20 protein-coding genes and 3 tRNA genes are annotated in these 25,626 nt (G+C 58.6%); 16 read left to right on the forward strand and 7 right to left on the reverse strand.

Features of this window, described 5'->3' with window-relative positions; translation table 11 throughout:
- Positions 1–169 precede the first annotated feature (169 nt).
- The 6 genes from QRN48_RS10740 to QRN48_RS10765 are packed head-to-tail and all read left to right on the forward strand — an operon-like array spanning position 170 to position 6,197.
- Positions 170–1,264, forward strand: a complete 1,095-nt coding sequence (locus QRN48_RS10740) for an ABC transporter ATP-binding protein (RefSeq protein WP_037013655.1) — start codon at positions 170–172, stop codon at positions 1,262–1,264.
- On the forward strand, positions 1,264–2,394 hold the full coding sequence (locus tag QRN48_RS10745) for an ABC transporter ATP-binding protein (protein ID WP_037013654.1): 1,131 nt from the start codon (positions 1,264–1,266) through the stop codon (positions 2,392–2,394). The genes QRN48_RS10740 and QRN48_RS10745 overlap by 1 nt, the downstream gene beginning before the upstream one ends.
- On the forward strand, positions 2,387–3,253 hold the full coding sequence (locus QRN48_RS10750) for a carbohydrate ABC transporter permease (protein WP_037013653.1): 867 nt from the start codon (positions 2,387–2,389) through the stop codon (positions 3,251–3,253). Before QRN48_RS10745 ends, QRN48_RS10750 begins: the two co-directional genes overlap by 8 nt.
- A gap of 27 nt (positions 3,254–3,280) precedes the next feature.
- Positions 3,281–4,081 (forward strand): carbohydrate ABC transporter permease, encoded by an 801-nt coding sequence (locus tag QRN48_RS10755; protein WP_037017234.1) that lies wholly within the window; start codon positions 3,281–3,283, stop codon positions 4,079–4,081.
- Between the two features lie 11 nt (positions 4,082–4,092).
- Complete coding sequence (locus QRN48_RS10760; protein WP_037013651.1) at positions 4,093–4,365, forward strand: DUF2160 domain-containing protein; 273 nt, start codon at positions 4,093–4,095, stop codon at positions 4,363–4,365.
- 59 nt (positions 4,366–4,424) lie between these two features.
- Positions 4,425–6,197: an ABC transporter substrate-binding protein gene (locus tag QRN48_RS10765; protein WP_037013648.1), complete on the forward strand. Its 1,773-nt coding sequence runs from the start codon at positions 4,425–4,427 to the stop codon at positions 6,195–6,197.
- Between the two features lie 89 nt (positions 6,198–6,286).
- On the opposite strand, the gene folD is transcribed toward QRN48_RS10765, so the two are convergent.
- Positions 6,287–7,141, reverse strand: a complete 855-nt coding sequence (gene folD, locus QRN48_RS10770) for a bifunctional methylenetetrahydrofolate dehydrogenase/methenyltetrahydrofolate cyclohydrolase FolD (RefSeq protein WP_037013646.1) — start codon at positions 7,139–7,141, stop codon at positions 6,287–6,289.
- 309 nt (positions 7,142–7,450) lie between these two features.
- Here folD and QRN48_RS10775 point away from each other — a divergent pair.
- The 10 genes from QRN48_RS10775 (at position 7,451) to QRN48_RS10820 (ending at position 17,196) form a co-directional block, all read left to right on the forward strand.
- A tRNA-Arg gene (locus tag QRN48_RS10775) sits at positions 7,451–7,527 on the forward strand.
- A 59-nt stretch (positions 7,528–7,586) separates the two neighbouring features.
- Positions 7,587–7,662, forward strand: a tRNA-His gene (locus tag QRN48_RS10780).
- 57 nt (positions 7,663–7,719) lie between these two features.
- Positions 7,720–7,804 (forward strand) — tRNA-Leu (locus QRN48_RS10785).
- Positions 7,805–8,179: 375 nt separating this feature from the next.
- Positions 8,180–9,490 carry a trigger factor gene (gene tig, locus QRN48_RS10790; protein WP_191945778.1) on the forward strand — a complete coding sequence of 437 codons (1,311 nt, stop codon included), beginning with the start codon at positions 8,180–8,182 and terminating at the stop codon, positions 9,488–9,490.
- A gap of 91 nt (positions 9,491–9,581) precedes the next feature.
- Positions 9,582–10,223 (forward strand): ATP-dependent Clp endopeptidase proteolytic subunit ClpP, encoded by a 642-nt coding sequence (gene clpP / locus QRN48_RS10795; protein ID WP_037013642.1) that lies wholly within the window; start codon positions 9,582–9,584, stop codon positions 10,221–10,223.
- 115 nt (positions 10,224–10,338) lie between these two features.
- Positions 10,339–11,622 (forward strand): ATP-dependent Clp protease ATP-binding subunit ClpX, encoded by a 1,284-nt coding sequence (clpX, locus tag QRN48_RS10800; RefSeq protein WP_037013640.1) that lies wholly within the window; start codon positions 10,339–10,341, stop codon positions 11,620–11,622.
- A 222-nt stretch (positions 11,623–11,844) separates the two neighbouring features.
- A complete protein-coding gene (lon, locus tag QRN48_RS10805; RefSeq protein ID WP_037013639.1) occupies positions 11,845–14,241 on the forward strand; it encodes an endopeptidase La in 2,397 nt (798 codons plus the stop codon).
- Positions 14,242–14,362: 121 nt separating this feature from the next.
- Positions 14,363–14,650, forward strand: coding sequence for an HU family DNA-binding protein (locus QRN48_RS10810; RefSeq protein WP_272631174.1), 288 nt, complete (start codon positions 14,363–14,365; stop codon positions 14,648–14,650).
- Positions 14,651–14,887: 237 nt separating this feature from the next.
- The gene (locus tag QRN48_RS10815) at positions 14,888–16,762 is read left to right on the forward strand and encodes a SurA N-terminal domain-containing protein (protein WP_285350521.1); all 1,875 of its coding nucleotides are present in this window, start codon (positions 14,888–14,890) and stop codon (positions 16,760–16,762) included.
- Between the two features lie 95 nt (positions 16,763–16,857).
- The gene (locus tag QRN48_RS10820; protein WP_191945776.1) at positions 16,858–17,196 is read left to right on the forward strand and encodes a hypothetical protein; all 339 of its coding nucleotides are present in this window, start codon (positions 16,858–16,860) and stop codon (positions 17,194–17,196) included.
- A 185-nt stretch (positions 17,197–17,381) separates the two neighbouring features.
- Here QRN48_RS10820 and fabI read toward each other — a convergent pair whose 3' ends face one another.
- From fabI to QRN48_RS10850, 6 genes are read right to left on the reverse strand one after another with little or no spacing between them, the layout of a single operon-like run.
- The gene (gene fabI, locus QRN48_RS10825; RefSeq protein WP_037013635.1) at positions 17,382–18,176 is read right to left on the reverse strand and encodes an enoyl-ACP reductase FabI; all 795 of its coding nucleotides are present in this window, start codon (positions 18,174–18,176) and stop codon (positions 17,382–17,384) included.
- 19 nt (positions 18,177–18,195) lie between these two features.
- Positions 18,196–19,806 carry an ABC transporter ATP-binding protein gene (locus QRN48_RS10830; protein WP_191945775.1) on the reverse strand — a complete coding sequence of 537 codons (1,611 nt, stop codon included), beginning with the start codon at positions 19,804–19,806 and terminating at the stop codon, positions 18,196–18,198.
- Between the two features lies 1 nt (position 19,807).
- Positions 19,808–20,827 carry an ABC transporter permease gene (locus QRN48_RS10835; protein ID WP_191945774.1) on the reverse strand — a complete coding sequence of 340 codons (1,020 nt, stop codon included), beginning with the start codon at positions 20,825–20,827 and terminating at the stop codon, positions 19,808–19,810.
- Between the two features lies 1 nt (position 20,828).
- The gene (locus tag QRN48_RS10840; protein WP_037013631.1) at positions 20,829–21,902 is read right to left on the reverse strand and encodes a microcin C ABC transporter permease YejB; all 1,074 of its coding nucleotides are present in this window, start codon (positions 21,900–21,902) and stop codon (positions 20,829–20,831) included.
- Between the two features lies 1 nt (position 21,903).
- Positions 21,904–23,799: an extracellular solute-binding protein gene (locus QRN48_RS10845; protein ID WP_191945773.1), complete on the reverse strand. Its 1,896-nt coding sequence runs from the start codon at positions 23,797–23,799 to the stop codon at positions 21,904–21,906.
- Entirely contained in the window at positions 23,796–25,622 is a 1,827-nt protein-coding gene (locus QRN48_RS10850; RefSeq protein WP_420850632.1) for an extracellular solute-binding protein, read from the reverse strand. The genes QRN48_RS10845 and QRN48_RS10850 overlap by 4 nt, the downstream gene beginning before the upstream one ends.
- Between the last annotated feature and the right edge of the window lie 4 nt (positions 25,623–25,626).

A 25,626-nucleotide genomic window follows, 5' to 3' on the forward strand; every position in this document is an offset into this window, starting at 1 on the left:
GTGCGAATAAGCAGCATAACCGCTCTGGTACGGGCTTTTCAGCGCTTGGGCTGAGGGTGAAGCGGATTGGCACGATTGTCGCTATCCAACAAGCGGTCGGCGAATGTCACGACCCGCCGCAAGGCAAAACACGCAACACCCCGAACAAAACAAATAAAAAGGGCACGCCATGTCTCTCACGCTTGAGCACGTCAGCCGCGCAGTCGACGGTCAGATCTGGATCGACGATGCGTCGCTGAGCTTCGAACCCGGCTCATTCAATGTATTGCTGGGGCGCACCTTATCAGGCAAAACCAGCCTGATGCGCTTGATGGCCGGTCTGGACAAACCAGACAGCGGCCGGGTACTGATGAATGGCAAAGATGTCACCCATGTCGCGGTGCGTCATCGCAATGTTTCGATGGTTTATCAGCAGTTCATCAACTATCCGAGCATGACCGTTTACGACAATATCGCCTCGCCACTGCGCCAGGCCAAGATGTCGAAAGAGGAAATCGACCGCCGCGTGCGGGAAACCGCCAAGATGCTGCGCATCGAGAAATTTCTCCCTCGTTACCCCCTTGAGCTGTCCGGCGGCCAGCAACAGCGCACCGCCATGGCGCGGGCACTGGTCAAGGACGCTGAATTGATTCTGTTCGACGAGCCTCTCGTCAACCTCGACTACAAATTGCGTGAAGAACTGCGGCAGGAGATGCGCCAGCTGTTCGAGACGCGCAACACCATTGCCATCTACGCCACCACCGAGCCGAACGAAGCGCTGGCGCTGGGCGGCACCACAACGATCCTGCATGAAGGCCGGCTGATCCAGAGCGGCAGAACACCCGAGGTGTATCACCAGCCGAAAACCGTGCTGGCCGCCGAATTGTTCTCCGAGCCACCGATCAACCTGATGCCGGGTCGCATTGAAGGCAACGAAGTCAGCTTCGCCAACTTCGCTCACTTCCCGCTGAACGTTGACCTGCGCCGCATTGGCGATGGCGACTACCGCTTCGGCGTGCGCCCGAGCCATCTGAGTCTGGTGCCCTCCAACGACGACGACCTCGAACTGGCAGTGACCGTCGAGCTCGCCGAGATCAGCGGCTCGGAAACATTCCTGCACGTGCGCAACGAGCATTTCTCGCTGGTGCTGCATTTGCCGGGCGTTCACGAGTACGACGTGGACACGCCGATTCGCGTGTACATCCCGACTCACAAACTGTTCGTATTCGATCAGCAGGGCGGCCTTATCCAGGCGCCGGGCCTGCGCATGGCGAGGGTTGCCTGATGGCCGAGATCCGCTTGCAACAACTCGCACACAGTTACAGCGCCCACCCGTCAGGTCCTGAAGACTACGCGATCCGTGAAATGACCCACATCTGGGAGCAGGGCGGTGCTTACGCTTTGCTCGGCCCATCCGGCTGTGGCAAATCGACCCTGCTCAATATCATCTCCGGTCTGCTCAGTCCTTCCGAAGGCAAGGTGATGTTCGACGAGACTGTGGTCAACGACATGTCGCCGGAGGAGCGCAACATCGCTCAGGTTTTCCAGTTCCCGGTGGTCTACGACACCATGACGGTGTACGACAACCTGGCGTTTCCTCTGCGCAATCAGGGCATGCCGGAAGCCAAGGTCAAGATCAAGGTGCATGAAATCGCCGATGTCCTGGACCTGCAGCCGCTGCTGAAGAAAAAAGCCAAGGGCCTCACCGCTGACGAAAAACAGAAAGTCTCGATGGGTCGCGGCCTGGTCCGCGACGATGTGTCGGCAATTCTGTTCGACGAACCGCTGACCGTAATTGACCCGCACCTGAAGTGGAAGCTGCGCCGCAAGCTCAAGCAGATTCACGAGCAGTTCAACATCACCATGGTTTACGTCACTCACGATCAGCTGGAGGCATCGACCTTCGCCGACAAGATTGCAGTGATGTACGGCGGTCAGATCGTGCAGTTCGGCACGCCACGCGAGCTGTTCGAAAAACCGCATCACACCTTCGTCGGTTACTTCATCGGCAGCCCCGGCATGAACCTCATTGAGGTCAAGCCTGAGGTGGGCGGTGTGGGTTTCGGCGGCATTCATCTGCCTCTGTCCGATGCCTTGCAGCAGCGGCTGGCCGCGACTCAGTGGAGCACCTTGAAAGTCGGGATTCGTCCCGAATTCGTGCATGTCTGGGACGGACCCGTTGACGACGCCATGCAGGCTGAAGTGACCTACGTCGAGGATTTGGGGACCTACAAGATCCTCACCCTCAACCTGGCCGGCCAGCTGTTGAAAGTGCGCATGCAGGAAGACAAGCCGGTGCCCCAGGGCCAGGCATGGATCAGTTTCCCTGCGCAGTGGCTGATGCTGTACGCCGATGAATTTTTGCTGGAGGCCGCTACCCAACCAGTGCCGGCCGGCGAGGTGCCCCATGAGTAAAGTGCAGAACAACAAAGCCTGGTGGCTGGTCCTGCCGGTGTTCCTGCTGGTGGCGTTCAGCGCCATTATTCCGATGATGACCGTGGTCAACTATTCGGTGCAGGACATCTTCGATCAGTCCAGCCGCTACTTCGTCGGCGCCGACTGGTTCCGCCAGGTGCTGCAGGATCCGCGGCTGCACGATTCGCTGCTGCGCCAGTTCATTTACTCCGGCTGCGTACTGCTGATCGAAATCCCGCTGGGCATCGCGATTGCGCTGACCATGCCGACCAAGGGTCGCTGGTCTTCACTCTGTCTGATCGTGATGACCATCCCGCTGCTGATTCCCTTCAACGTGGTCGGGACCATCTGGCAGATCTTCGGCCGTGGTGACATTGGTTTGCTTGGCTGGATCCTCAATGACGTACTGGGCATCAGCTACAACTACGCGGCCAACGCGTCGGACGCCTGGGTGACCGTGCTGGTCATCGATGTCTGGCACTGGACCTCGCTGGTGGCATTGCTGTGCTACTCGGGTCTGCGCGCGATTCCGGATGTGTACTACCAGGCCGCGCGTATCGATCGGGCGTCCAACTGGGCCGTGTTCCGTCACATCCAGTTGCCGAAGATGAAGAGCGTGCTGTTGATTGCGGTGATGCTGCGCTTCATGGACAGCTTCATGATCTACACCGAGCCGTTCGTGCTCACCGGTGGCGGGCCAGGCAACTCGACGACCTTCCTCAGCCAGACCCTGACGACCATGGCCCTCGGCCAGTTCGACCTGGGGCCTGCGGCGGCGTTCTCGCTGGTGTATTTCCTGATCATTCTGTTGGTCTCGTGGGTGTTCTACACCGCCATGACCCACAGCGAAAAGAACTGAGGCACGCCCATGAACAAGCGCGAAAAAGTGTCGTTCAAAAAGCTCATACCGCTGTGGATCTACCTGCTGTTTCTGCTGGTGCCGATCTACTGGCTGGTCAACATGTCTTTCAAGACCAACACCGAAATCCTCGGCGGGCTGACCCTGTTCCCACGGGACTTCACGTTGGCGAACTACAAGGTCATCTTCACCGACGAAAGCTGGTACAGCGGCTACATCAACTCGCTGTACTACGTCTGCCTGAATATGGTGATATCGCTGAGTGTCGCATTGCCAGCGGCCTATGCGTTTTCACGCTATCGTTTCCTCGGCGACAAGCACCTGTTCTTCTGGCTGCTGACCAACCGGATGGCGCCGCCAGCGGTTTTCCTGCTGCCTTTCTTCCAGCTGTACTCGTCCATCGGCCTGTTCGACACGCACATTGCGGTAGCGTTGGCGCACTGTTTGTTCAACGTACCGCTGGCGGTGTGGATCCTTGAAGGCTTCATGTCCGGTGTTCCGAAGGAAATTGACGAAACCGCCTACATTGACGGCTATAGCTTTCCCAAGTTCTTCGGCAAGATTTTTATTCCGCTGATTGGCTCGGGCATCGGTGTGACTGCGTTTTTCTGCTTCATGTTCTCGTGGGTCGAGTTGTTGCTGGCGCGTACGCTGACCTCGGTCAACGCCAAGCCGATCGCGGCGGTCATGACGCGTACCGTTTCGGCATCAGGTATCGATTGGGGGGTGCTGGCAGCGGCGGGGGTGTTGACCATCCTGCCGGGCATGCTGGTGATCTGGTTCGTTCGTAATCACGTGGTCAAGGGCTTTGCTCTTGGTCGTGTCTGAGGAGTCGAAAAATGGAGTGGATGTCCTGGACCCTGCCGACTGCTATTTTCTTCGCGTCCATCGCTGCGATTCTGGTGGCGATGACCGCGTGGGAACTGCGCTCGGCGAGCATTGAACGTCGCGGGTTTTTGCCGATTGCCACGACGCGAGGCGATCGTTTGTTCATCGGCCTGCTCGGCAGCGCCTATCTGCACCTGCTGGTGATTGGCGCGACCAGCTGGAATATCTGGGTCGCCTCCGGGCTGTCCCTGGTGTGGCTGTTGGTGGTGATGCGTTGGGGTTGAGAAGGCTTTAGCGAAGGTTGAAACGCGGGATCACATAAGAATCAACACAAGAGGTGTCTATGTTCAATAAGAAAAACAAGCTGCGACATAGTGTGACGGTAGCAACGATGGTGATGCTCAGTGGCTTGAGCGTTTCGGCCTGGGCCGACCAGTACGAGGATGCCGCCAAGAAATGGGCCTCCAGCGAATTCAAACCGACCACGCTGTCCGATGCCGACCAGCTCAAGGAGCTGGAGTGGTTCATCAAGGCGGCCGAGCCGTTCCGTGGCATGGACATCAAGGTGGTTTCCGAAACCTTGACCACCCACGAATATGAATCCAAAACCCTGGCCAAGGCGTTCACTGAAATCACCGGCATCAAGGTCACCCACGACCTGTTGCAGGAAGGTGATGTGATCGAGAAGCTGCAGACTGCCATGCAGTCCAACCAAAGTATCTATGACGGCTGGGTAAACGACTCCGACCTGATTGGTACTCACTTCCGCTACGGCAAGGCGATGTCTCTGACAGACCTGATGGCGAGCGCCGAGGGGTCGAAAGTCACTTCCCCTACGCTTGACCTCAAGGACTTCATTGGTACGTCTTTCACCACCGCGCCAGACGGCAAGCTTTATCAGTTGCCCGACCAGCAGTTCGCCAACCTGTACTGGTTCCGCGCCGACTGGTTCGACCGTGCTGACCTCAAAGAGAAGTTCAAGGCCAAATACGGCTACGAACTGGGCGTCCCGGTCAACTGGTCGGCCTATGAAGACATTGCCAAGTTCTTCAGCGAGGACGTCAAGGAACTGGACGGCAAGAAAGTCTACGGCCACATGGATTACGGCAAGAAAGATCCATCCCTGGGCTGGCGCTTCACTGACGCCTGGTTTTCCATGGCCGGCAGCGGCGACAAGGGCCTGCCCAACGGTCTGCCCGTGGACGAGTGGGGCATTCGCGTAGAAGCCTGCCACCCGGTCGGTTCGAGCATCACCCGCGGCGGCGACACCAACGGCCCGGCCGCTGTGTATGCCACCCAGAAGTACATCGATTGGCTCAAGGCCTACGCGCCGCCTGAAGCTGCAGGCATGACCTTCTCCGAGTCCGGCCCGGTGCCGTCCCAGGGTAACGTCGCGCAGCAGATCTTCTGGTACACCGCCTTCACCGCCGACATGACCAAGCCTGGTCTGCCGGTCATGAACGCCGACGGCACGCCGAAATGGCGGATGGCGCCATCGCCAAAAGGTCCTTACTGGAAAGAGGGCATGAAGCTGGGTTATCAGGACGTGGGCTCCTGGACCTTCCTCAAGTCCACCGAAGAGAAGAAGCGCCTTGCGGCCTGGCTCTACGCGCAATTCGTAACGTCGAAGTCGGTCTCGCTGAAGAAAACTATCGTGGGCCTGACGCCGATTCGTGAATCGGACATCAACTCCAAAGAGATGACGGCCCTGGCGCCGAAGCTCGGTGGTCTGGTCGAGTTCTATCGCAGCCCGGCCCGTGTGCAGTGGTCGCCGACCGGCACCAACGTACCGGACTATCCGAAGCTGGCTCAGCTGTGGTGGAGCCATGTGGCTGAGGCCGTTACCGGCGAGAAAACCGCCCAGGCGGCTCTCGACGGTCTGGCCAAGGATCAGGATGCAATCATGACCCGCATCGAGCGCTCCAAGGTTCAGGATGCCAGCGGTTGCGCACCGAAGATGAACCCGGAAACCTCGGCTGAGGAGTGGTACACCAAGGCAGAGAAGAGCAACGGTGCGTTCCTGGCGCCGCAACGCAAGCTGGCCAACGAGAAGCCGAAGGGCGAAACCATCGCTTACTCCGACCTCTTGAAGAGCTGGGAAGCGGGCAAGAAATAAGCTGGCTGGAGAGACTTCCGGCGAATAAAAAACGGCACCCTCGGGTGCCGTTTTTCATTGGTGCGCTTTGCTGCGCAATACGGGAGCGATCAGCCGTGCAGCGTCTCGGCGGCATACAGCGTGTTTTCCAGCAGGCAGGCGCGGGTCATCGGGCCCACGCCACCGGGCACGGGTGTAATCCAGCCTGCACGGGGCAGGGCGGTTTCGTACACCACATCGCCTACCAGTTTGCCGTCGTCCTGACGGTTAATGCCGACGTCAATGACAATCGCCCCCTGCTTGATCCACTCGCCCTTCACCAGGCCCGGTTTACCCGCGGCCACAACCACCAGATCGGCGCGGCCGACGTGCCCGGCCAGATCCTGAGTGAAGCGGTGCGTTACGGTCACGGTGCAGCCTGCCAGCAGCAGTTCCATCGCCATCGGACGACCGACGATGTTGGACGCGCCGACGACCACTGCGTCCTTGCCGTACAGATCAACGCCGGTGCTTTCCAGCAGGGTCATGATGCCCTTGGGGGTGCAGGGGCGCAGCAGGGGAATGCGCTGTGCCAGACGGCCGACGTTATACGGATGAAAGCCATCGACATCTTTGTCCGGACGAATGCGTTCCAGCAGGCTGGACGACTCCAGGTGCTCGGGCAGTGGCAGTTGCAGCAGGATGCCGTCAATGGCCGGATCGTCGTTGAGGCGATCGATAAGGTCGGTCAGTTCGGTCTGGGTGGTTTCACTGGGCAGGTCATAGGCCTGCGAGATGAAGCCGACCTCTTCGCAGTCTTTGCGTTTGTGCGAGACGTAAACCTGAGAGGCGGGGTCGCTGCCGACCAGAATCACCGCGAGGCCGGGCGTGCGCAGACCTTGCTCGCGACGCTGGGCGACTCGTTGGGCGATCTGCTGGCGCAGGTTGGCTGCGATCGCTTTGCCGTCTATTAGTTTTGCAGTCATTACGCGTGATTAACCATCGGAAGGGAGGGAAAAAGAGCGCGCATTCTCGCATGACCTGACCCAAGGGCAAAGACGGTTGGTTCGCTTAATAAGCTAAGCCCTTTAATTAACTCAATTTTTTAGAAAAAAGTGTTGACGACCTTTTGGGCCGTCTATAAGATTCGTCGCACTTGTCGGGCACAACCCCACACAGGATTAGCCGGAGACGGCAGATCAGGTCGAAAGGTTGAATAAGTCAGGTAGAGTTAAGATCGGCTCAGCGTGATTGAAAGCTCTTGATTTGCAGTCTAAACGAAGGCAAATAAATAAGTGCCCGTAGCTCAGCTGGATAGAGCATCCGCCTTCTAAGCGGATGGTCGCAGGTTCGAGTCCTGCCGGGTGCGCCATTAGGCAGCTTTGGCACAAGTAGCATTCAGTTTGAATGCGTCGGTTACAACGCAATATGGTGGGCGTAGCTCAGTTGGTAGAGCACGGGATTGTGACTCCCGTTGTCGAGGGTTCGATCCCCTTCGTCCACCCCATATTCGAAAAGGCGCCAGATTCATAATCTGGCGCCTTTGCTTTAAGCGCTTCAAAACGCGGATGTGGTGGAATTGGTAGACACACTGGATTTAGGTTCCAGCGCCGAAAGGTGTGAGAGTTCGAGTCTCTCCGTCCGCACCAGCTACAAGCCTCGCAACACTTTATTTGAGTGTTGAGGGGATAAAGAAAGCCGCCTTGTGCGGCTTTTTTTGTTTCAACGCAGGTTTCATCGTGGCCCTCGCTTGATGTGTCCATGACACAAGGCCCACAAGGTGTGCCTCCAGGGGCTGGATCATGACTGGGCCGTCCTTTCGCTTCCTTTTATATGGGGGCGTATCAGGTGCGTCCCAGACACCTCCCGCAGGCCGAATCATCGGCTTGCGATTCCCGGGCTGCACGCCACTTTATTTACCCTTGTTCAGTAGGGTGACTTCTTGAGTTTGACCCACTAGAATGCTTGCCCTTGATTCTGGGGTCGGAAACGGCCGGCTAACGTCTGTGCAACGAGGAATATCCATGCAAGTTTCTGTTGAAAATACTTCCGCTCTCGAGCGCCGCATGACCATTGGCGTGCCTGCTGAGCGCATCGAGACTGAAGTCAACAAGCGTCTGCAGCAGACCGCACGTAAAGCCAAGATCCCGGGCTTCCGCCCAGGCAAAGTGCCTATGAGCGTGATCCGCCAGCGTTACGAAGACGGTGCTCGTCAAGAAGCACTGGGCGACCTGATCCAGGCAACCTTCTACGAAGCTGTCGTTGAGCAAAAGCTGAATCCGGCTGGCGCACCTTCCGTAGAGCCCAAGACCTTTGAAAAAGGCAAGGACCTCGAGTACATCGCGACTTTCGAAGTGTTCCCCGAGTTCTCCGTTGCCGGTTTTGAATCCATCTCTGTCGAGCGTCTGTCGGCTGACGTTGCCGATTCCGACCTGGACAACATGCTGGAAATCCTGCGCAAGCAAAACGTCAGCTTTGAAGTGGTTGACCGTGCTGCACAAAACGAAGACCAGCTGAACATCGATTTCGTCGGCAAGATCGACGGTGAAGCGTTTGCTGGCGGTTCGGCCACCGGTACTCAGCTGGTGCTGGGTTCGGGTCGCATGATCCCGGGTTTTGAAGACGGTCTGGTCGGTGCGAAGGCGGGCGAAGAGCGCGTTCTGAACCTGACTTTCCCAGAGGATTACCAGAATCTGGAACTGGCTGGCAAGACCGCCGAGTTCACCGTTACCGTCAACACGGTATCGGCACCGACCCTGCCTGAGCTGAACGAAACGTTCTTCAAGCAATTCGGTATCAAGGAAACCAACATCGAAGGCTTCCGCACCGAAGTTCGCAAGAACATGGAGCGCGAGCTGCGTCAGGCGATCAAGTCCAAGGTCAAGAATCAGGTAATGGACGGTCTGCTGGCCGCCAACCCGATCGAAGTGCCTAAAGCGCTGCTGGAAAACGAAGTAAACCGTCTGCGCGTTCAGGCTGTTCAGCAGTTTGGTGGCAACATCAAGCCTGACCAACTGCCAGCCGAGCTGTTCGAAGAGCAGGCCAAGCGCCGCGTCGAGCTGGGTCTGATCGTCGCTGAAGTCGTCAAGCAGTTCGACCTCAAGCCAGACGACACCCGTGTTCGCGAGCTGATCCAGGAAATGGCTTCGGCCTACCAGGAGCCAGAGCAGGTCGTGGCGTGGTACTACAAGAACGAACAGCAAATGAACGAAGTTCGTTCGGTTGTGCTGGAAGAACAAGTTGTGGATACTGTTTTGCAGAAAGCGAGCGTGACCGACAAAGCGGTCTCGTACGAAGAGGCAGTCAAGCCGGTTGAAGCTCCACAAGCCGACTGATCACCTTCTCTCGTTCGAAAACACCATAAGCCAGCCTTCGCGCTGGCTTATGCGTATTCAAGACATGACTATTTGGGAGTGAATGCGAGACATGTCCCGCAATTCTTATATTCAGCAGAACTCTGACATCCAGGCCGCTGGCGGCCTGGTCCCGATGGTTATCGAGCAGTCCGCCCGTGGCGAGCGCGCCTATGACATCTACTCCCGCCTGCTCAAGGAACGCGTCATCTTCCTGGTCGGCCCGGTTGAAGACTACATGGCCAACCTCATCTCGGCACAACTGCTGTTCCTTGAAGCGGAAAACCCGGACAAGGACATCCATCTTTACATCAACTCCCCTGGCGGTTCGGTGACTGCAGGCATGGCGATCTACGACACCATGCAGTTCATCAAGCCGGATGTGTCGACGACGGTGATGGGGCAGGCGTGCAGCATGGGCGCTTTCCTGTTGGCCGGTGGTGCGAAGGGCAAGCGGTTTGCGCTGCCTAACTCGCGCGTCATGATTCACCAGCCGCTCGGCGGTTTTCAGGGCCAGGCGTCGGACATCGACATCCACGCCCGGGAAATCCTGTTCATCCGTCAGCGCCTGAACGAACTGTTGGCGCACCACACCGGTCAGACGCTTGAGACCATTGAGCGTGATACCAACCGCGACAATTTCATGAGCGCCGAGCGTGCTGCTGAATACGGTTTGGTGGACTCGGTCATCGACCGTCGTCAAATGGCCAAATGATTGCGTGAAGGGCAATGATCCCGGGTGGTCGGCATCGCCGCGCCACCTGCGGACTTGAAATATCGGGCAATTGCCTTCATCTTGTGTTGCAAGCCTACCGGATTGGATCGATCGAATGACTGACACCCGCAACGGCGAGGACAACGGCAAACTGCTTTATTGCTCCTTCTGCGGCAAAAGCCAGCATGAAGTGCGTAAATTGATTGCCGGCCCCTCGGTATTTGTATGTGACGAGTGCGTCGACCTGTGCAATGACATCATCCGCGAGGAGGTGCAGGAAGCACAGGCCGAGAGCAGTGCGCATAAATTGCCATCGCCCAAAGAAATCAGCGGCATCCTTGACCAGTACGTCATTGGTCAGGAGCGTGCCAAAAAGGTTCTCGCAGTAGCGGTCTACAACCACTACAAGCGTCTGAACCAGCGCGACAAGAAAAACGACGACGTTGAACTGGGCAAGAGCAACATCCTGCTGATCGGGCCTACGGGCTCCGGCAAGACATTGCTTGCGGAAACGCTTGCGCGTTTGCTCAACGTACCGTTCACCATCGCCGACGCCACCACCCTGACCGAAGCCGGTTATGTGGGTGAGGACGTCGAGAACATCATTCAGAAGCTGCTGCAGAAGTGCGATTACGATGTCGAGAAGGCCCAGATGGGTATTGTCTACATCGACGAAATCGACAAGATTTCACGCAAGTCGGACAACCCTTCCATCACGCGTGATGTGTCGGGCGAAGGCGTGCAGCAGGCGCTGTTGAAGTTGATCGAAGGCACCGTGGCTTCCGTTCCGCCCCAAGGCGGTCGCAAGCACCCGCAGCAGGAGTTCCTGCAGGTGGACACGCGCAATATTCTCTTCATCTGCGGCGGCGCGTTCTCTGGCCTGGAAAAGGTCATCCAGAATCGCTCCACCAAGGGCGGCATCGGCTTCAACGCCGAAGTTCGCAGCAAGGAAGAGGGCAAGAAGGTCGGCGAGTCCCTGCGTGAAGTCGAGCCTGACGATCTGGTCAAGTTCGGCCTGATTCCGGAGTTTGTCGGTCGTCTGCCGGTATTGGCGACCCTCGACGAACTGGATGAGGCTGCTTTGATGCAGATTCTCACAGAGCCGAAGAACGCGCTGACCAAGCAGTATGGCAAGCTGTTCGAAATGGAAGGTGTGGACCTTGAGTTCCGCCCCGATGCGTTGAAATCGGTTGCCCGCCGCGCGCTTGAGCGCAAGACCGGCGCTCGTGGTCTTCGCTCGATCCTCGAAGGCGTTCTGCTCGACACCATGTATGAGATCCCGTCGCAGTCGGACGTGAGCAAGGTGGTGATCGACGAAAGCGTTATCGAAGGCACTTCCAAACCACTGTTGATCTACGAAAACAGCGAGCCACCTGCCAAGGCGGCACCGGACGCGTAGCCCCTCGGCAACGCACCGGGCGACTGGAAACGAAAAGGGCCCTCGGGCCCTTTTCGCGTTTCCTCCCAACACCTCACCCGACTGGGCCGCGCTGTTGCCGTTTCTGCACCGCTGGCGGATTAACTCAAAGCGGCGCTTGTTTTTTTAAGGTCCAACCCCCATCTTGATTTTCAGCTTATTTATATCTGTCCATGGCCTGAAGGCCGCCGTAGAGGCGAAATCATGAAGACGACCATTGAACTGCCTCTGTTGCCACTGCGCGATGTTGTGGTGTACCCGCATATGGTTATCCCACTGTTTGTGGGACGCGAGAAGTCGATCGAAGCCCTTGAAGCCGCGATGACTGGCGACAAGCAGATTCTGCTGCTCGCGCAACGTAATCCTGCCGATGATGATCCTGGTGAAGACGCGCTCTACAGCGTAGGTACTGTCGCGACCGTACTGCAGCTGCTGAAGCTGCCGGATGGCACAGTGAAGGTACTGGTCGAAGGCGAGCAGCGTGGCTCGGTGGAGCGCTTCATTGAGGTGGACGGTCACTGCCGCGCCGAAGTGGCGCTGATCGACGAGGTTGATGCACCGGATCGTGAATCCGAAGTCTTCGTCCGCAGCCTGCTGGCACAGTTTGAACAATACGTGCAGCTGGGCAAAAAAGTCCCGGCTGAAGTGCTGTCCTCGCTCAACAGCATCGACGAGCCGGGTCGTCTGGTCGACACCATGGCCGCGCACATGGCGTTGAAGATCGAGCAAAAGCAGGAAATTCTCGAAATCATCGATCTCTCCGCCCGGGTCGAGCACGTTCTGGCGTTGCTGGATGCCGAAATCGACTTGCTGCAGGTCGAGAAGCGTATCCGCGGTCGCGTGAAGAAGCAGATGGAGCGCAGTCAGCGCGAGTACTACCTGAACGAGCAGATGAAGGCCATTCAGAAAGAGCTCGGCGACAGCGAAGAAGGCCACAACGAAATCGAAGAGCTGAAGAAGCGTATCGATGCGGCCGGTTTGCCAAAAGACGCGATGACCAAGGCGACCGCCGAGCTGAACAAGCTCAAGCAGATGTCGCCCATGTCTGCGGAGGCGACGGTGGTTCGCTCCTACATCGACTGGCTGGTCCAGGTGCCGTGGAAGGCTCAGAGCAAGGTCCGTCTGGATCTCGCCCGCGCCGAAGACATCCTCGACGCTGACCACTACGGTCTTGATGAAGTCAAAGAGCGGATCCTCGAATACCTCGCCGTGCAAAAGCGCGTGAAGAAAATTCGTGGTCCGGTGCTGTGCCTGGTCGGTCCTCCTGGTGTGGGTAAAACCTCGCTGGCGGAGTCGATTGCCAGCGCGACCAATCGCAAGTTTGTTCGCATGGCGCTGGGCGGCGTGCGCGATGAGGCGGAGATCCGTGGACACCGCCGTACTTACATTGGCTCGATGCCAGGTCGCCTGATTCAGAAGATGACCAAAGTGGGTGTGCGCAACCCGCTCTTCCTGCTCGATGAAATCGACAAGATGGGCAGCGACATGCGTGGCGACCCGGCATCGGCGTTGCTGGAAGTGCTCGATCCCGAGCAGAACCACAATTTCAACGACCATTACCTCGAAGTCGATTACGACCTTTCCGACGTCATGTTCCTGTGCACCGCCAACTCGATGAACATACCTCCGGCGCTGCTTGACCGGATGGAAGTGATCCGTCTGCCCGGTTACACCGAAGACGAAAAGATCAACATCGCGACCAAGTACCTCTCACCCAAGCAGATCGCTGCCAACGGTTTGAAGAAGGGCGAGATCGAGTTTGAAGAGGAAGCCATTCGAGACATCGTGCGCTACTACACCCGTGAAGCGGGTGTGCGCAGCCTTGAGCGCCAGATCGCCAAGGTGTGCCGCAAGGCGGTCAAGGAGCACGCCCAAGAGAAGCGTTTCTCCGTCACTGTGACTGCAGCGACGCTGGAGCACTATCTCGGTGTTCGCAAGTTCCGTTATGGCCTTGCAGAACAGCAGGATCAGGTCGGCCAAGTGACGGGTCTGGCCTGGACGCAGGTTGGCGGCGAATTGCTGACGATCGAGGCGGCTGTTGTACCGGGCAAAGGGCAACTGATAAAGACCGGTTCGCTTGGCGATGTCATGGTCGAGTCGATCACCGCTGCGCTGACGGTTGTGCGCAGCCGTGCTAAGAGCCTGGGCATCCCCCTGGACTTCCACGAGAAGCGCGACACGCATATCCATATGCCGGAAGGCGCGACCCCCAAAGACGGCCCTAGCGCCGGCGTGGGCATGTGCACGGCACTGGTGTCGGCCCTGACGCAGATCCCGGTCCGTGCCGATGTCGCCATGACGGGTGAAATCACCCTGCGTGGACAGGTACTGGCCATTGGTGGTTTGAAGGAGAAATTGCTGGCTGCTCACCGTGGGGGCATCAAGACGGTGATCATCCCCGAGGAGAACGTTCGCGATTTGAAGGAAATCCCTGACAACATCAAGGCGGACCTGCAGATCAAACCGGTTAAATGGATTGACGAGGTCCTGCAAATTGCGCTGCAATACGCGCCGGAGCCCTTGCCGGACGTGGCTCCCGAGATGGTTGCCAAGGATGAAAAACGCGAGTCTGACGCCAAGGAGAGGATCAGCACGCATTAGTCTGGGAGGCCTTCCTTGACAGGTTTTTGGAGCCCTTGCTATAAAGCGGCTCTTTAAGCCTGTTCAGGCCGCTCAGTGTTCGTTTGGTTGCACCCAAAAAAACTTAGAAATACTCAAATACATAAGGGGACTTAGAGTGAACAAGTCGGAACTGATTGATGCTATCGCCGCATCCGCTGACATCCCGAAAGCTGCTGCTGGCCGTGCGCTGGACGCTGTAATCGAATCCGTCACTGGCGCTCTCAAGGCTGGCGACTCTGTTGTACTGGTAGGCTTCGGCACTTTCTCCGTCACTGATCGTCCTGCCCGCACCGGCCGCAATCCTCAGACCGGTAAGACCCTGGAAATTCCAGCGGCCAAGAAACCAGGCTTCAAAGCCGGTAAAGCTCTCAAAGAAGCCGTCAACTAAGTTCTTTTACTTTGCCCGCTCAGGACAGCGTTATCTCTGTTCTGGTCGTGAAGCGGCAAGTGCGGTTGGTCAAGCGCTGGACTGTCACTCGGGGAACGCACATCGAACCCCGTCCGCTTTGCAAGTTACGAGAAGGCGCATCCTCGGATGCGCCTTTCTTCTATCCGGATTCAACCCACGCTCCGCGTTACCGTGTGCCGCAGCCTGGTGAGTCGAGTACAACCCTCTGGGGGACGCATGCTGCAGAATATCAGGGACAATTCACAAGGCTGGATTGCCAAGACCATTATCGGGGTGATCATCGCTCTGATGGCCCTGACCGGCTTTGATGCCATTTTCAGGGCTACCAGCCATTCGCAGGATGCTGCGAAGGTCAATGGCGAAGAAGTGACTCAGGCTGAACTGGGTCAGGCTGTTGAAATGCAGCGCCGTCAGCTGATGCAACAGCTGGGCAAGGATTTCGATCCTGCGATGCTCAATGAAAAGATGCTGCGTGATTCAGCGCTTAAGGGCCTGATCGACCGCAAACTGCTTTTGCAGGGCGCCGCTGATTCGAAGTTCGGTTTCTCCGAGGCGGCACTGGACCAACAGATCCTGCTGACGCCTGAATTCCAGGTTGACGGTAAATTCAACGCCGATCGCTTTGACCAGGTGGTTCGCCAGCTCGGTTACACGCGTCTTCAGTTCCGCCAGATTCTGGGCCAGGAAATGCTGATCGGCCAGATTCGCGCCGGTATCGGCGGCAGTGCATTTGTGACTGACGCTCAAGTGGATGCCTTCGCGCGTCTGGAAAAACAGACCCGCGATTTCGCTACGCTGACGCTGCCCGCAGACCCGTCGAGCGTGAAGGTAACGGATGACGAGATCAAGGCTCACTACGATGAGCATGCGAAGGAGTTCTTGAGTCCCGAGCAGGTGGTGCTTGATTACATCGAGCTGAAGAAGTCGTCTTTCTTCGACAAGGTGTCGGTTAAGGATGAAGACCTGCAGGCGGCCTATCAGAAAGAGATTGCCAACCTGGCAGAGCAGCGTCGTGCGGCGCACATCCTGATCGAAGTCAACGACAAGACTACTGACGCTCAGGCGAAAGCCAGGATCGAAGAGATCCAGCAGCGAGTGGCCAAAGGCGAAGATTTCGCCGCACTGGCGAAGGAGTTTTCTCAGGATCCGGGCTCGTCCACCAAAGGCGGTGACCTGGGTTACGCCGGCAAGGGTGTCTATGACCCGGCCTTCGAAGACGCGCTATACGCGCTGAACAAGGATCAGGTATCCGCGCCTGTTCGCAGTCAGTTTGGCTGGCACTTGATCAAGCTATTGGGTGTTGAAGCGCCATCGGTGCCGACGTTCGCCAGCCTGAAGGAGAAGCTGACCAACGATCTGAAATCCCAGCAGGTCGAGCAGAAGTTCGTCGATGCGAGCAAGAAGCTGGAAGATGCTGCGTTCGAAGCATCGGATCTGGCTCAGCCTGCTCAGGATCTGGGCTTGAAAGTGCAAACGACTGTGCCATTCGGTCGTGAGGGCGGTGAAGGGGTTGCAGCCAACCGAGCCGTTATCCAGGCCGCGTTCAGCCCGGAAGTGATGGAAGAGGGCTCCAATAGCTCCGCGCTGGAACTGGACCCCGAGACGGTCGTGGTGGTGCATGTGAAGGAGCATCGTCAGCCGGAGCAACTTCCTTTGGAAGCGGTATCGGCACCGATCCGCGCGCAATTGGCGAAGCAGCATGCCAGCGATGCGGTGAAGGCACGCGGCGAGGCGCTTTTGGCAGGCCTGCGTGACGGCAAGGTCCCTTATGCAGCGACCAAGCAGGACGGTCAGAGCTGGAAGGTGGTGGAAGCGGCTTCACGCGGTCAGGAAGGTGTTGACCCTCAAGTGCTGCAGGCGCTGTTCCGTATGCCCAAACCTGAGGGCAAGGATAAGCCGTTGTATGGCAGCCTGACTGCAGCGGATGGCAGCTTTGTGATTGTGCGCTTGAATGGCGTCAATCAGGCCGCGCCGGCGACGGATGAGGAGAAGAGCCAATACCGTCGCTTCCTGGCGTCCCGTGAGGGCCAGCAGGATTTCGCGGCGTACCGCGCGCAGCTTGAAGCAGCGGCGAAGATCGAGAAGTATTGATCGACGTAGAACGCGGTTAACAGAAAGCCCCGACTCGTGAGAGTCGGGGCTTTTTTGTGGCCGGTATTTGGCCTACGTGCTTGAAGGGACCCGCAATGTTGGGTTTGAGACAAGATCACAGCAACAGCTTCTCGGCTAAAGCCGGTCCACTGGATGACCGCGATTTCATCGTAGGAGCCGGCTTGCTGGCGAATGCATTCTGTCAGTCAACGTATTCATTCCTGATCCGCCGCGTTCGCCAGCAAGCCGGCTCCTACAGAAAAATGCGTTCTGTCAGGTACAACGATGATCGGCAAAGATTGTTTAAACAGCGCGTCCTAAGTGGGATGAGCATGGCCGGGAGGCCATCTGCACTTGATCTTGATTTTCATACACATAAAGCCCAGACGACACCTATCGCGACGTGGGTGCAGGCCGAACGCCTTTCCAAGTAACTCGCCGAAGCCCGTCAGGCCGCCTATAACGAACGCCACAAAATCCGACTGGCAAACCCAGCACGAAAAAAAAACGGCAGACCCTCCAGCCAAATGGCCGTCTGATCCACCGTCTTCGCCAGCACGCCGGCTTCTACACGTTGGGCAGCGCTCCCCGAAGCAAGCGCCGGAGACCCGCTATGCGATCAACCTTCCAGATCACCCATCGCCGTGGTGTTGAAACCGCCGTCGACGTACATGATCTCGCCGCTGACACCGGAAGCCAGGTCAGAACACAGGAAAGCACCCGCGTTGCCCACTTCCTCAATGGTCACGTTGCGACGCAATGGAGTTTGAGCTTCGTTGGCCGCCAGCATTTTGCGGAAGTTGGAAATACCCGAAGCAGCCAAGGTGCGGATCGGGCCAGCCGATACTGCGTTGACGCGAGTGCCCTCAGGGCCCAGGCTGCGGGCCAGGTAACGAACACCGGCTTCAAGGCTGGCCTTGGCCATGCCCATCACGTTGTAGTTCGGCATGGTGCGCTCGGCGCCCAGATACGACAGCGTCAGCAGGCTGCCATTGCGGCCTTTCATCAGGTCGCGGCCGGCTTTGGCCAGGGCCACGAAGCTGTAGGCACTGATGTCGTGGGCGATGCGGAAACCTTCGCGGGTGGTGGCCTGGGTGAAGTCACCGTCCAGTTGGTCGCCCGGTGCGAAGCCCACGGAGTGAACGATGCAGTCCAGACCGTCCCACTTCTTGCTCAACTCTTCAAAAACCTTGGCGATTTCTTCGTCGCTGGCGACGTCGCAAGGGAAGCACAGGTCAGCGTTCGAACCCCAGCTTTCGGCGAATTCTTCCACGCGCTTTTTGAGTTTTTCGTTCTGATACGTGAAGGCAAGCTCAGCGCCTTCACGGTGCATGGCGGCAGCGATACCGGATGCGATGGACAATTTGCTGGCGACACCGACGATCAGGACGCGCTTACCGGCGAGAAAACCCATTGTTTTGTTCCTCTTCAGGTTAATCGACAGCTGCCGGCGCCAAAAAGGCGGCCTCCAGCAGCTGCTGTGTATAAGGATGTTGCGGTGCAGCGAAGATGTCTTCTGCCACACCTTGTTCAACCACTTGGCCTTGCTTGACCACCATCAGTTGGTGGCTTAACGCCTTGACCACCGCCAGGTCATGGCTGATGAACAAATACGTCAGGTTGTACTTGGTTTGCAGGGAGCGCAACAGCTCCACCACTTGCCGCTGAACGGTGCGGTCGAGGGCCGACGTCGGCTCGTCCAGCAAAATCAGCGCCGGTTTTAACACTAATGCCCGTGCGATGGCGATCCTTTGCCGCTGCCCCCCGGAAAACTCATGGGGATAACGGTGTCGGGTTGCCGGGTCCAGGCCTACTTCTTTGAGCGCTTCGATCACCGCAGCTTCCTGCTCGACCGGCGTGCCCATTTTGTGAATCCGCAGGCCTTCGCCGACGATGTCACACACCGACATACGCGGGCTCAGGCTGCCGAACGGGTCCTGAAACACCACCTGCATCTGGCGCCGCAGCGGCCTGACCTGATGCTGTGTGAGCTCGTCCAGGGCGTGGCCATGAAAGCGTATCGCGCCTTCGCTGCGAATCAACCGCAGAATCGCCAGGCCCAGCGTCGATTTGCCCGAGCCGCTTTCGCCGACAATCCCCAGCGTCTGACCCTTGGGCAGACTGAAGTGGATGCCGTCGACCGCTTTGACATGATCGACCGTGCGCTTGAACACGCCTTTCTTGATCGGAAACCAGACCCGCAGGTCCTCAACTTCGAGCAGGGGCGCACCCGGCGGATTGTTCGCCGGGCCACCTTTGGGCTCCGCGCTGAGCAGTTCACGGGTGTACGGATGCTGCGGCGCGCGGAACAGCTCTTCGCACGATGCCTGTTCGACGATGCAACCGCGCTGCATGACACATACTCGGTTGGCAATTTGCCTGACGACGTTCAAATCGTGGCTGATCAGCAGCAACGCCATGCCCAGCCGGGCCTGCAACGCCTTGAGCAATTCGAGGATTTTCAGCTGGACCGTCACATCCAGCGCGGTGGTCGGCTCGTCGGCGATCAACAGCTCGGGCTCATTGGCCAGGGCCATGGCGATCATGACGCGTTGCCGTTGACCACCGGACAACTCATGCGGCAGGGCTTTCAAGCGCTTGGCCGGTTGCGGAATGCCGACCAGCTCGAGCAACTCCAGCGTCCGCCGGGTTGCCGCTTTGCCGGTCAGCCCCTTGTGCAGGCCGAGCACCTCATTGATCTGTTTTTCGATGGACTGCAGCGGGTTCAGCGATGTCATCGGTTCCTGGAAGATCATCGCGATGCGGTTGCCGCGAATGCCCCGCAAACGTTTCTCGCTGACATGCAGCAGGTCGTCACCGGCGTAGCGGATCGTTCCGCTGGGGTGGCGCGCGAGCGGGTAGGGCAACAGCCGCAGAATCGAATAAGCGGTGACTGACTTGCCTGATCCGCTTTCGCCGACCAGGGCCAGGGTTTCACCCTTGCGGATGTCAAAGCTGATGCCCTCGACCACGCGCTGAACGTTGCTCCCTGCGACAAACTCCACCGACAGATCGCGGATTTCGATCAGATTGTCCTGGTTCATGTCATTTCCTCGGATCGAACGCGTCGCGGGCGGATTCGCCGATGAACACCAGCAGGCTCAACATAATTGCCAGCACCGCAAAGGCACTGATGCCCAGCCAGGGCGCCTGCAGGTTGGATTTGCCTTGCGCTACCAGTTCCCCCAGCGACGGCGAGCCAGCGGGCAGACCGAAGCCGAGGAAATCCAGCGCGGTCAGGGTGCCAATCGCGCCGGTCAGGATGAATGGCATGAAGGTCATGGTCGATACCATCGCGTTAGGGAGGATGTGGCGGAACATGATCGCGCCGTTTTCCATGCCCAGCGCCCGGGCGGCGCGCACGTATTCAAGGTTGCGGCCGCGCAGAAACTCCGCGCGTACCACGTCCACCAGGCTCATCCATGAAAACAGCAGCATGATGCCCAGCAGCCACCAGAAATTGGGCTGGACGAAACTGGCGAGGATGATCAGCAGATACAGCACCGGCAACCCGGACCAGATTTCCAGAAAACGCTGGCCGATCAAGTCGACCCAGCCGCCGTAGAAACCCTGCAGCGCGCCGGCGATCACGCCGATGATCGAGCTGAGGATCGTCAGCGTCAGGGCAAACAGGACTGACACGCGGAAGCCGTAAATCACTCGCGCCAGTACGTCACGCCCTTGGTCGTCGGTGCCCAGCAGGTTGTCCCGCGAGGGTGGGGCAGGTGCCGGGACTTTCAGGTCGTAGTTGATGCTCTGGTAGCTGAAGGGGATCGGCGCCCACAGCGTCCAGCCGTCTTTGGCCGCCAACAACTCCTTGATGTAGGGGCTCTTGTAGTTGGCCTCCAGCGGAAACTCACCGCCGAAGGTGGTCTCCGGGTAGCGCTTGAACACCGGGAAATACCATTCGCCGTCGTAACGCACGGCCAGCGGCTTGTCGTTGGCGATGAGTTCGGCGCCCAGGCTGGCGCCAAACAGGATGAGAAACAGCCACAACGACCACCAGCCGCGCTTGTTGGCCTTGAACCGTTCAAAGCGGCGTCGATTGAGAGGGGACAACGTCATATCAATGATCCCTGCGGTCGAAGTCGATGCGTGGGTCGACCAGCGTGTAGGTCAGGTCGCCGATCAGTTTCACCACCAGCCCCAGCAGGGTGAAGATGAACAGCGTGCCGAACACCACCGGGTAGTCGCGATTGATGGCTGCTTCAAAGCTCATCAGGCCCAGGCCGTCCAGGGAAAAGATCACTTCCACCAGCAGCGAGCCGGTGAAGAAAATGCCGATGAAGGCTGAGGGAAACCCGGCGATCACCAGCAGCATGGCGTTACGGAAAACGTGGCCGTACAGCACGCGGCGCTGGGTCAGGCCCTTGGCTTTGGCCGTGACCACGTACTGCTTGCCGATTTCGTCCAGAAAGCTGTTTTTCGTCAGCAGGGTCATGGTGGCGAAGTTGCCGATGACCAGGGCGGTGATCGGCAATACCAAGTGCCAGAAATAATCACCCACTTTGCCCAGCCAGGTCATTTCATCGAAGTTGCTGGAGGTAAGTCCACGCAGCGGAAACCAGTCGAAATAACTGCCACCGGCGAACACCACGATCAGCAGGATGGCGAACAGAAACGCCGGGATGGCGTAGCCGACGATGATCGCCGAACTGGTCCAGACGTCGAAGTGGCTGCCATGCCGCGTGGCTTTTGCGATGCCCAGCGGGATCGACACCAGGTACATGATCAACGTGCTCCACAGCCCCAGCGAGATCGACACCGGCATCTTCTCGACGATCAGGTCGATCACCTTGGCGTCACGAAAGAAGCTGTCGCCGAAGTCCAGCTGCGCGTAGTTCTTGACCATGATCCATAACCGTTCGGGCGCCGACTTGTCGAAGCCGTACATGTGCTCGATTTCCTTGATCAGCGCCGGGTCCAGGCCTTGTGCGCCGCGGTAAGTCGAGCCGGCTACCGAGACTTCGGCGCCACCACCGGCGATGCGGCTGGTGGCGCCTTCGAAGCCTTCGAGCTTGGCAATCATCTGCTCGACCGGCCCGCCCGGGGCGGCCTGGATGATGACGAAGTTGATCAACAGGATGCCGAACAGGGTCGGGATGATCAGCAGCAGGCGCCGCAGAATGTAGGCCAGCATGTTATTGCTCCGCGCCCTTGGGCTGCTCGGTGTCTGGCTGAGCCTGATCCGGCGCGACCTGCACCGGAATGGCCGGCGTCGCGTCAGGCTTGACCCACCACGTCACGGTGCCAATGTCGTAGAGCGGGGTCTTGCCCGGATGGCCCAGGTGATCCCAATACGCCACGCGCCAGGTTTTGATGTGCCAGTTCGGAATCACGTAATAGCCCCACAGCAGCGCGCGGTCGAGGGCGCGGGTGTGATCGATCAGGCTCTGGCGCGAATCGGCATTGATCAGGCCGTTCACCAGGGTGTCGACCGCCGGGTCCTTGAGGCCGATGACGTTGTAGCTGCCCGGCTTGTCGGCAGCGGATGAATCCCAGTACTCGCGCTGCTCGTTCCCCGGTGAGCTGGACTGCGGAAAACTGCCGACGATCATGTCGTAATCGCGGGAGCGGCGGCGGGTGATGTACTGCGAGACGTCGACACGACGAATTTCCAGGTCAATGCCGATGTCGGCCAGGTTGCGTTTGAAAGGCAACAGCACGCGCTCGAATTCGGTCTGGGCGAGGAGGAATTCGATGGTGACCGGCTTGCCTTCGGTGTCGACCATCTTGTCGCCAACGATTTTCCAGCCGGCCTCCTTGAGCAGCTGAAACGCCTTGCGCTGTTGCTCGCGGATGATGCCGCTGCCATCGGTCACCGGCAGTTTGAAGGCCTCGGTGAAGACCGATTCCGGCAGCTTGCCGCGCAGGGGCTCGAGGATTTTCAGCTCGGCAGGCGTTGGCAAACCGCTGGACGCCATGTCGGAATTATCGAAATAGCTTTTTGTACGGGTGTAGCTGCCAAAGAACAACTGCTTGTTGGTCCACTCGAAGTCCAGCAGCAGACTGAGGGCCTGACGCACCCGCACGTCCTGAAACATCGGTTTGCGCAGGTTGAAGATAAAGCCCTGCATGCCCTGAGGGTTGCCGTTGGCAATTTCCTCTTTGATCAGGCGGCCCTGTCTGACGGCCGGAACGTCGTACGCCGTCGCCCAGTTTTTCGCGGCCATTTCCTGCCAGAAGTCGAAGGCACCTGCTTTCAACGCTTCGAGCGCTACCGTGTTGTCGCGGTAGTAATCGGTCGACAGCCGATCGAAGTTGTAAAAGCCCTTGTTGATGGGCAAGTCCTTGCCCCAGTAATCCTTGACCCGCTCATAGCGCACCGAGCGTCCGGCCTTGACCTCGACTACCTTGTACGGCCCGCTGCCCAACGGGATTTCGAGACTGCCTTTGCTGAAGTCGCGACTGGCCCACCAGTGTTTGGGCAGGACCGGAAGCTGGCCAAGGATCAGCGGCAACTCGCGGTTATCGTTGTGTTTGAATTTGAACAGCACCGTGGTCGGATTTTCGGCAACGGCCTGGTCCACGTCAGCGTAATAGCTGCGGTACAGCGGCGAGCCGTCTTTTATCAACGTGTCGAAGCTGAACACCACGTCTTCTGCGCGGACGGGATGGCCGTCGTTGAATTTCGCTTCGGGTCGCAGGTAGAAGCGCACCCAGCTGTTGTCCGGGGCTTTCTCTATTTTTGCCGCGATCAGGCCGTATTCGGTAAACGGTTCGTCCAGGCCCTGACGGGCAAGGGTGTCATAGATCAGGCCGATGTCGTCGGCGGGTACGCCCTTGCTGATAAACGGATTGAGGCTGTCGAAACCGCCAAAGCCCGCGCTGCGCAGAATTCCTCCTTTGGGCGCATCCGGGTTCACGTAATCGAAGTGTTTAAAGTCGGCCGGGTATTTCGGCGCCTCGTTGTAGAGGGTGATGGCGTGTTGCGGAGCCGCCCGGGATGCACCTGCCACGCCCAACAGCAGCGGGGCAAGCACGAACGGGCTCAGGAACAGGCCGCCAGCGCGGGCGAATGAGCGCAGGGCAGTCATTGGGTTTTCTCCGAAGGCTTGAGCCACCACGCACGCAGGCCCAGGGTGTAGGGCGGGGTGGTGACCATGGCGAACCGGTTGCGGTACGCCAGACGATGATTGTTGAGGTACCAGTTGGGGATCATGTAGTGCTGCCAAAGCAGCACGCGATCCAGCGCGCGGGTCGCGGCCACCTGATCGTCCCTCGTTTTGGCCGCCAGCAGTTGATTGAGCAGGTTGTCCACCACCGGGTTCGCTACCCCCGCGTAGTTTTTGCTGCCTTTAATGCTGGCCTGGCTGGAGTGGAAGTACTGCCACTGTTCCAGACCGGGACTGAGGGTCTGATTGAGGGTCATCAGGATCATGTCGAAATCGAACTGGTCCAGGCGCTGTTTGTATTGCGCGCGGTCAACGGTGCGCAGATGGACATCCACGCCGACGCGCGTGAGGTCTTCGATGTAGGGCTGCAGGATTCGTTCTAGATTCGGATTGACGAGAAGTATTTCGAAACGCAACGGCTGGCCGGCGTTGTTGGTCAGGCCGCGTTCGGTGAACGTCCAGCCGGCATCGGCCAACAGGGCCAGCGCCTTGCGTATGGAATCGCGCGGAACGCCGCCGCCGTCGGTTTTCGACACCGCGAAGGGCTGCGTGAACAGATTGGCCGGTAGTTGCTCCCGGTAGGGCGCGAGCATCAGGAACTCGCGGCCCGCAGGAAGCCCACTGGATGTGAACTCGCTGTTGGGGTAATAGCTGGTCGATCGCTTGTAGGCATCGTTGAACAGCGTGCGGTTAGTCCACTCGAAGTTGAACATCAGGCCCAGCGCTTCACGCACACGAATGTCCGCGAATGCGCCACGCCGGGTGTTCATGAACAGCCCTTGAGTCTGGGTGGGGATCTGGTGCGGGATCTGCGCCTTGATCACCTTGCCGTCGGCCACCGCCGGGAAGTCATAGCCGGTCAGCCAGTTTTTGGCCTGGTGCTCGATGTAGATGTCGAACTCGCCCGCTTTGAAGGCTTCGAACGCCACGTCGGCGTCGCGGTAGAACTCTACTTCGACGCGGTTGAAGTTGTATTTACCGCGGTTGACCGGCAAGTCCTTGCCCCAGTAGTCCTTCACCCGCTCGAACACCAGACTGCGACCGGGCCGCACCTGGGTGATGCGATAAGGGCCGCTGCCCAGGGGCGCTTCAAAGGAGGTCGCCTTGAAGTCGCGGTTCTTCCAGTAGTGCTGCGGCAGCACCGGCAACTCGCCGAGGCGCAGAATCAGCAGGGGGTTGCCGGAGCGTTTGAACACGAAACGGATGCGGTGACGGTTGAGGATGTCCACCCGCTGTACTTCCTGCAACGCGGTGCGGTACTGCGGATGGCCGTCCTTGAGCAGTGTTCTGTAGGAAAACGCGACATCGTAGGCGGTAATTGGCTTGCCGTCGTGAAAGCGCGCCTCGGGCCGCAAATTGAAGACCACCCAGCTACGGTCCTCGCTGTATTCCACGGTTTTGGCGATCAGGCCATAACTGGAGGTGGGTTCGTCCCCGGACGGATCGTACTGGCCGGTGCCCACCATCAGCGGTTCATTGAGTTCGCTGACACCGTACTGGCCGAAGTTGGGCGTCGAGATCGGGCTGCTGCCCTTGAAGGTGTAAGGGTTAAGGGTGTCGAATGTACCGTTGGCCATGATTCGCAGGGTGCCACCCTTCGGCGCCTCAGGATTGACCCAGTCGAAATGCGTGAAACTGGCAGGGTACTTGAGCAGGCCGAATTGTGCGTAACCATGGCTTTCGCTGAGGGTCGCGGCGGCTGTTGTGCTCAAGACCAGGCTGAAAGTCAGCAGCAGGGTGCGTATCAAG

Source organism: Pseudomonas sp. ME-P-057, from assembly GCF_030208975.1.
Lineage (GTDB): Bacteria > Pseudomonadota > Gammaproteobacteria > Pseudomonadales > Pseudomonadaceae > Aquipseudomonas > Aquipseudomonas lutea.

Coding starts and splice junctions, on each gene's coding strand:
- QRN48_RS10740 (WP_037013655.1), top strand. CDS start 170: ATGTCTCTCACGCTTGAGCACGTCAGCCGCGCAGTCGACGGTCAGATC.
- QRN48_RS10745 (WP_037013654.1), top strand. CDS start 1,264: ATGGCCGAGATCCGCTTGCAACAACTCGCACACAGTTACAGCGCCCAC.
- QRN48_RS10750 (WP_037013653.1), top strand. CDS start 2,387: ATGAGTAAAGTGCAGAACAACAAAGCCTGGTGGCTGGTCCTGCCGGTG.
- QRN48_RS10760 (WP_037013651.1), top strand. CDS start 4,093: ATGGAGTGGATGTCCTGGACCCTGCCGACTGCTATTTTCTTCGCGTCC.
- QRN48_RS10765 (WP_037013648.1), top strand. CDS start 4,425: ATGTTCAATAAGAAAAACAAGCTGCGACATAGTGTGACGGTAGCAACG.
- folD (WP_037013646.1), bottom strand. CDS start 7,141: ATGACTGCAAAACTAATAGACGGCAAAGCGATCGCAGCCAACCTGCGC.
- tig (WP_191945778.1), top strand. CDS start 8,180: ATGCAAGTTTCTGTTGAAAATACTTCCGCTCTCGAGCGCCGCATGACC.
- clpP (WP_037013642.1), top strand. CDS start 9,582: ATGTCCCGCAATTCTTATATTCAGCAGAACTCTGACATCCAGGCCGCT.
- clpX (WP_037013640.1), top strand. CDS start 10,339: ATGACTGACACCCGCAACGGCGAGGACAACGGCAAACTGCTTTATTGC.
- lon (WP_037013639.1), top strand. CDS start 11,845: ATGAAGACGACCATTGAACTGCCTCTGTTGCCACTGCGCGATGTTGTG.
- QRN48_RS10815 (WP_285350521.1), top strand. CDS start 14,888: ATGCTGCAGAATATCAGGGACAATTCACAAGGCTGGATTGCCAAGACC.
- QRN48_RS10820 (WP_191945776.1), top strand. CDS start 16,858: ATGTTGGGTTTGAGACAAGATCACAGCAACAGCTTCTCGGCTAAAGCC.
- fabI (WP_037013635.1), bottom strand. CDS start 18,176: ATGGGTTTTCTCGCCGGTAAGCGCGTCCTGATCGTCGGTGTCGCCAGC.
- QRN48_RS10830 (WP_191945775.1), bottom strand. CDS start 19,806: ATGAACCAGGACAATCTGATCGAAATCCGCGATCTGTCGGTGGAGTTT.
- QRN48_RS10835 (WP_191945774.1), bottom strand. CDS start 20,827: ATGACGTTGTCCCCTCTCAATCGACGCCGCTTTGAACGGTTCAAGGCC.
- QRN48_RS10840 (WP_037013631.1), bottom strand. CDS start 21,902: ATGCTGGCCTACATTCTGCGGCGCCTGCTGCTGATCATCCCGACCCTG.
- QRN48_RS10845 (WP_191945773.1), bottom strand. CDS start 23,799: ATGACTGCCCTGCGCTCATTCGCCCGCGCTGGCGGCCTGTTCCTGAGC.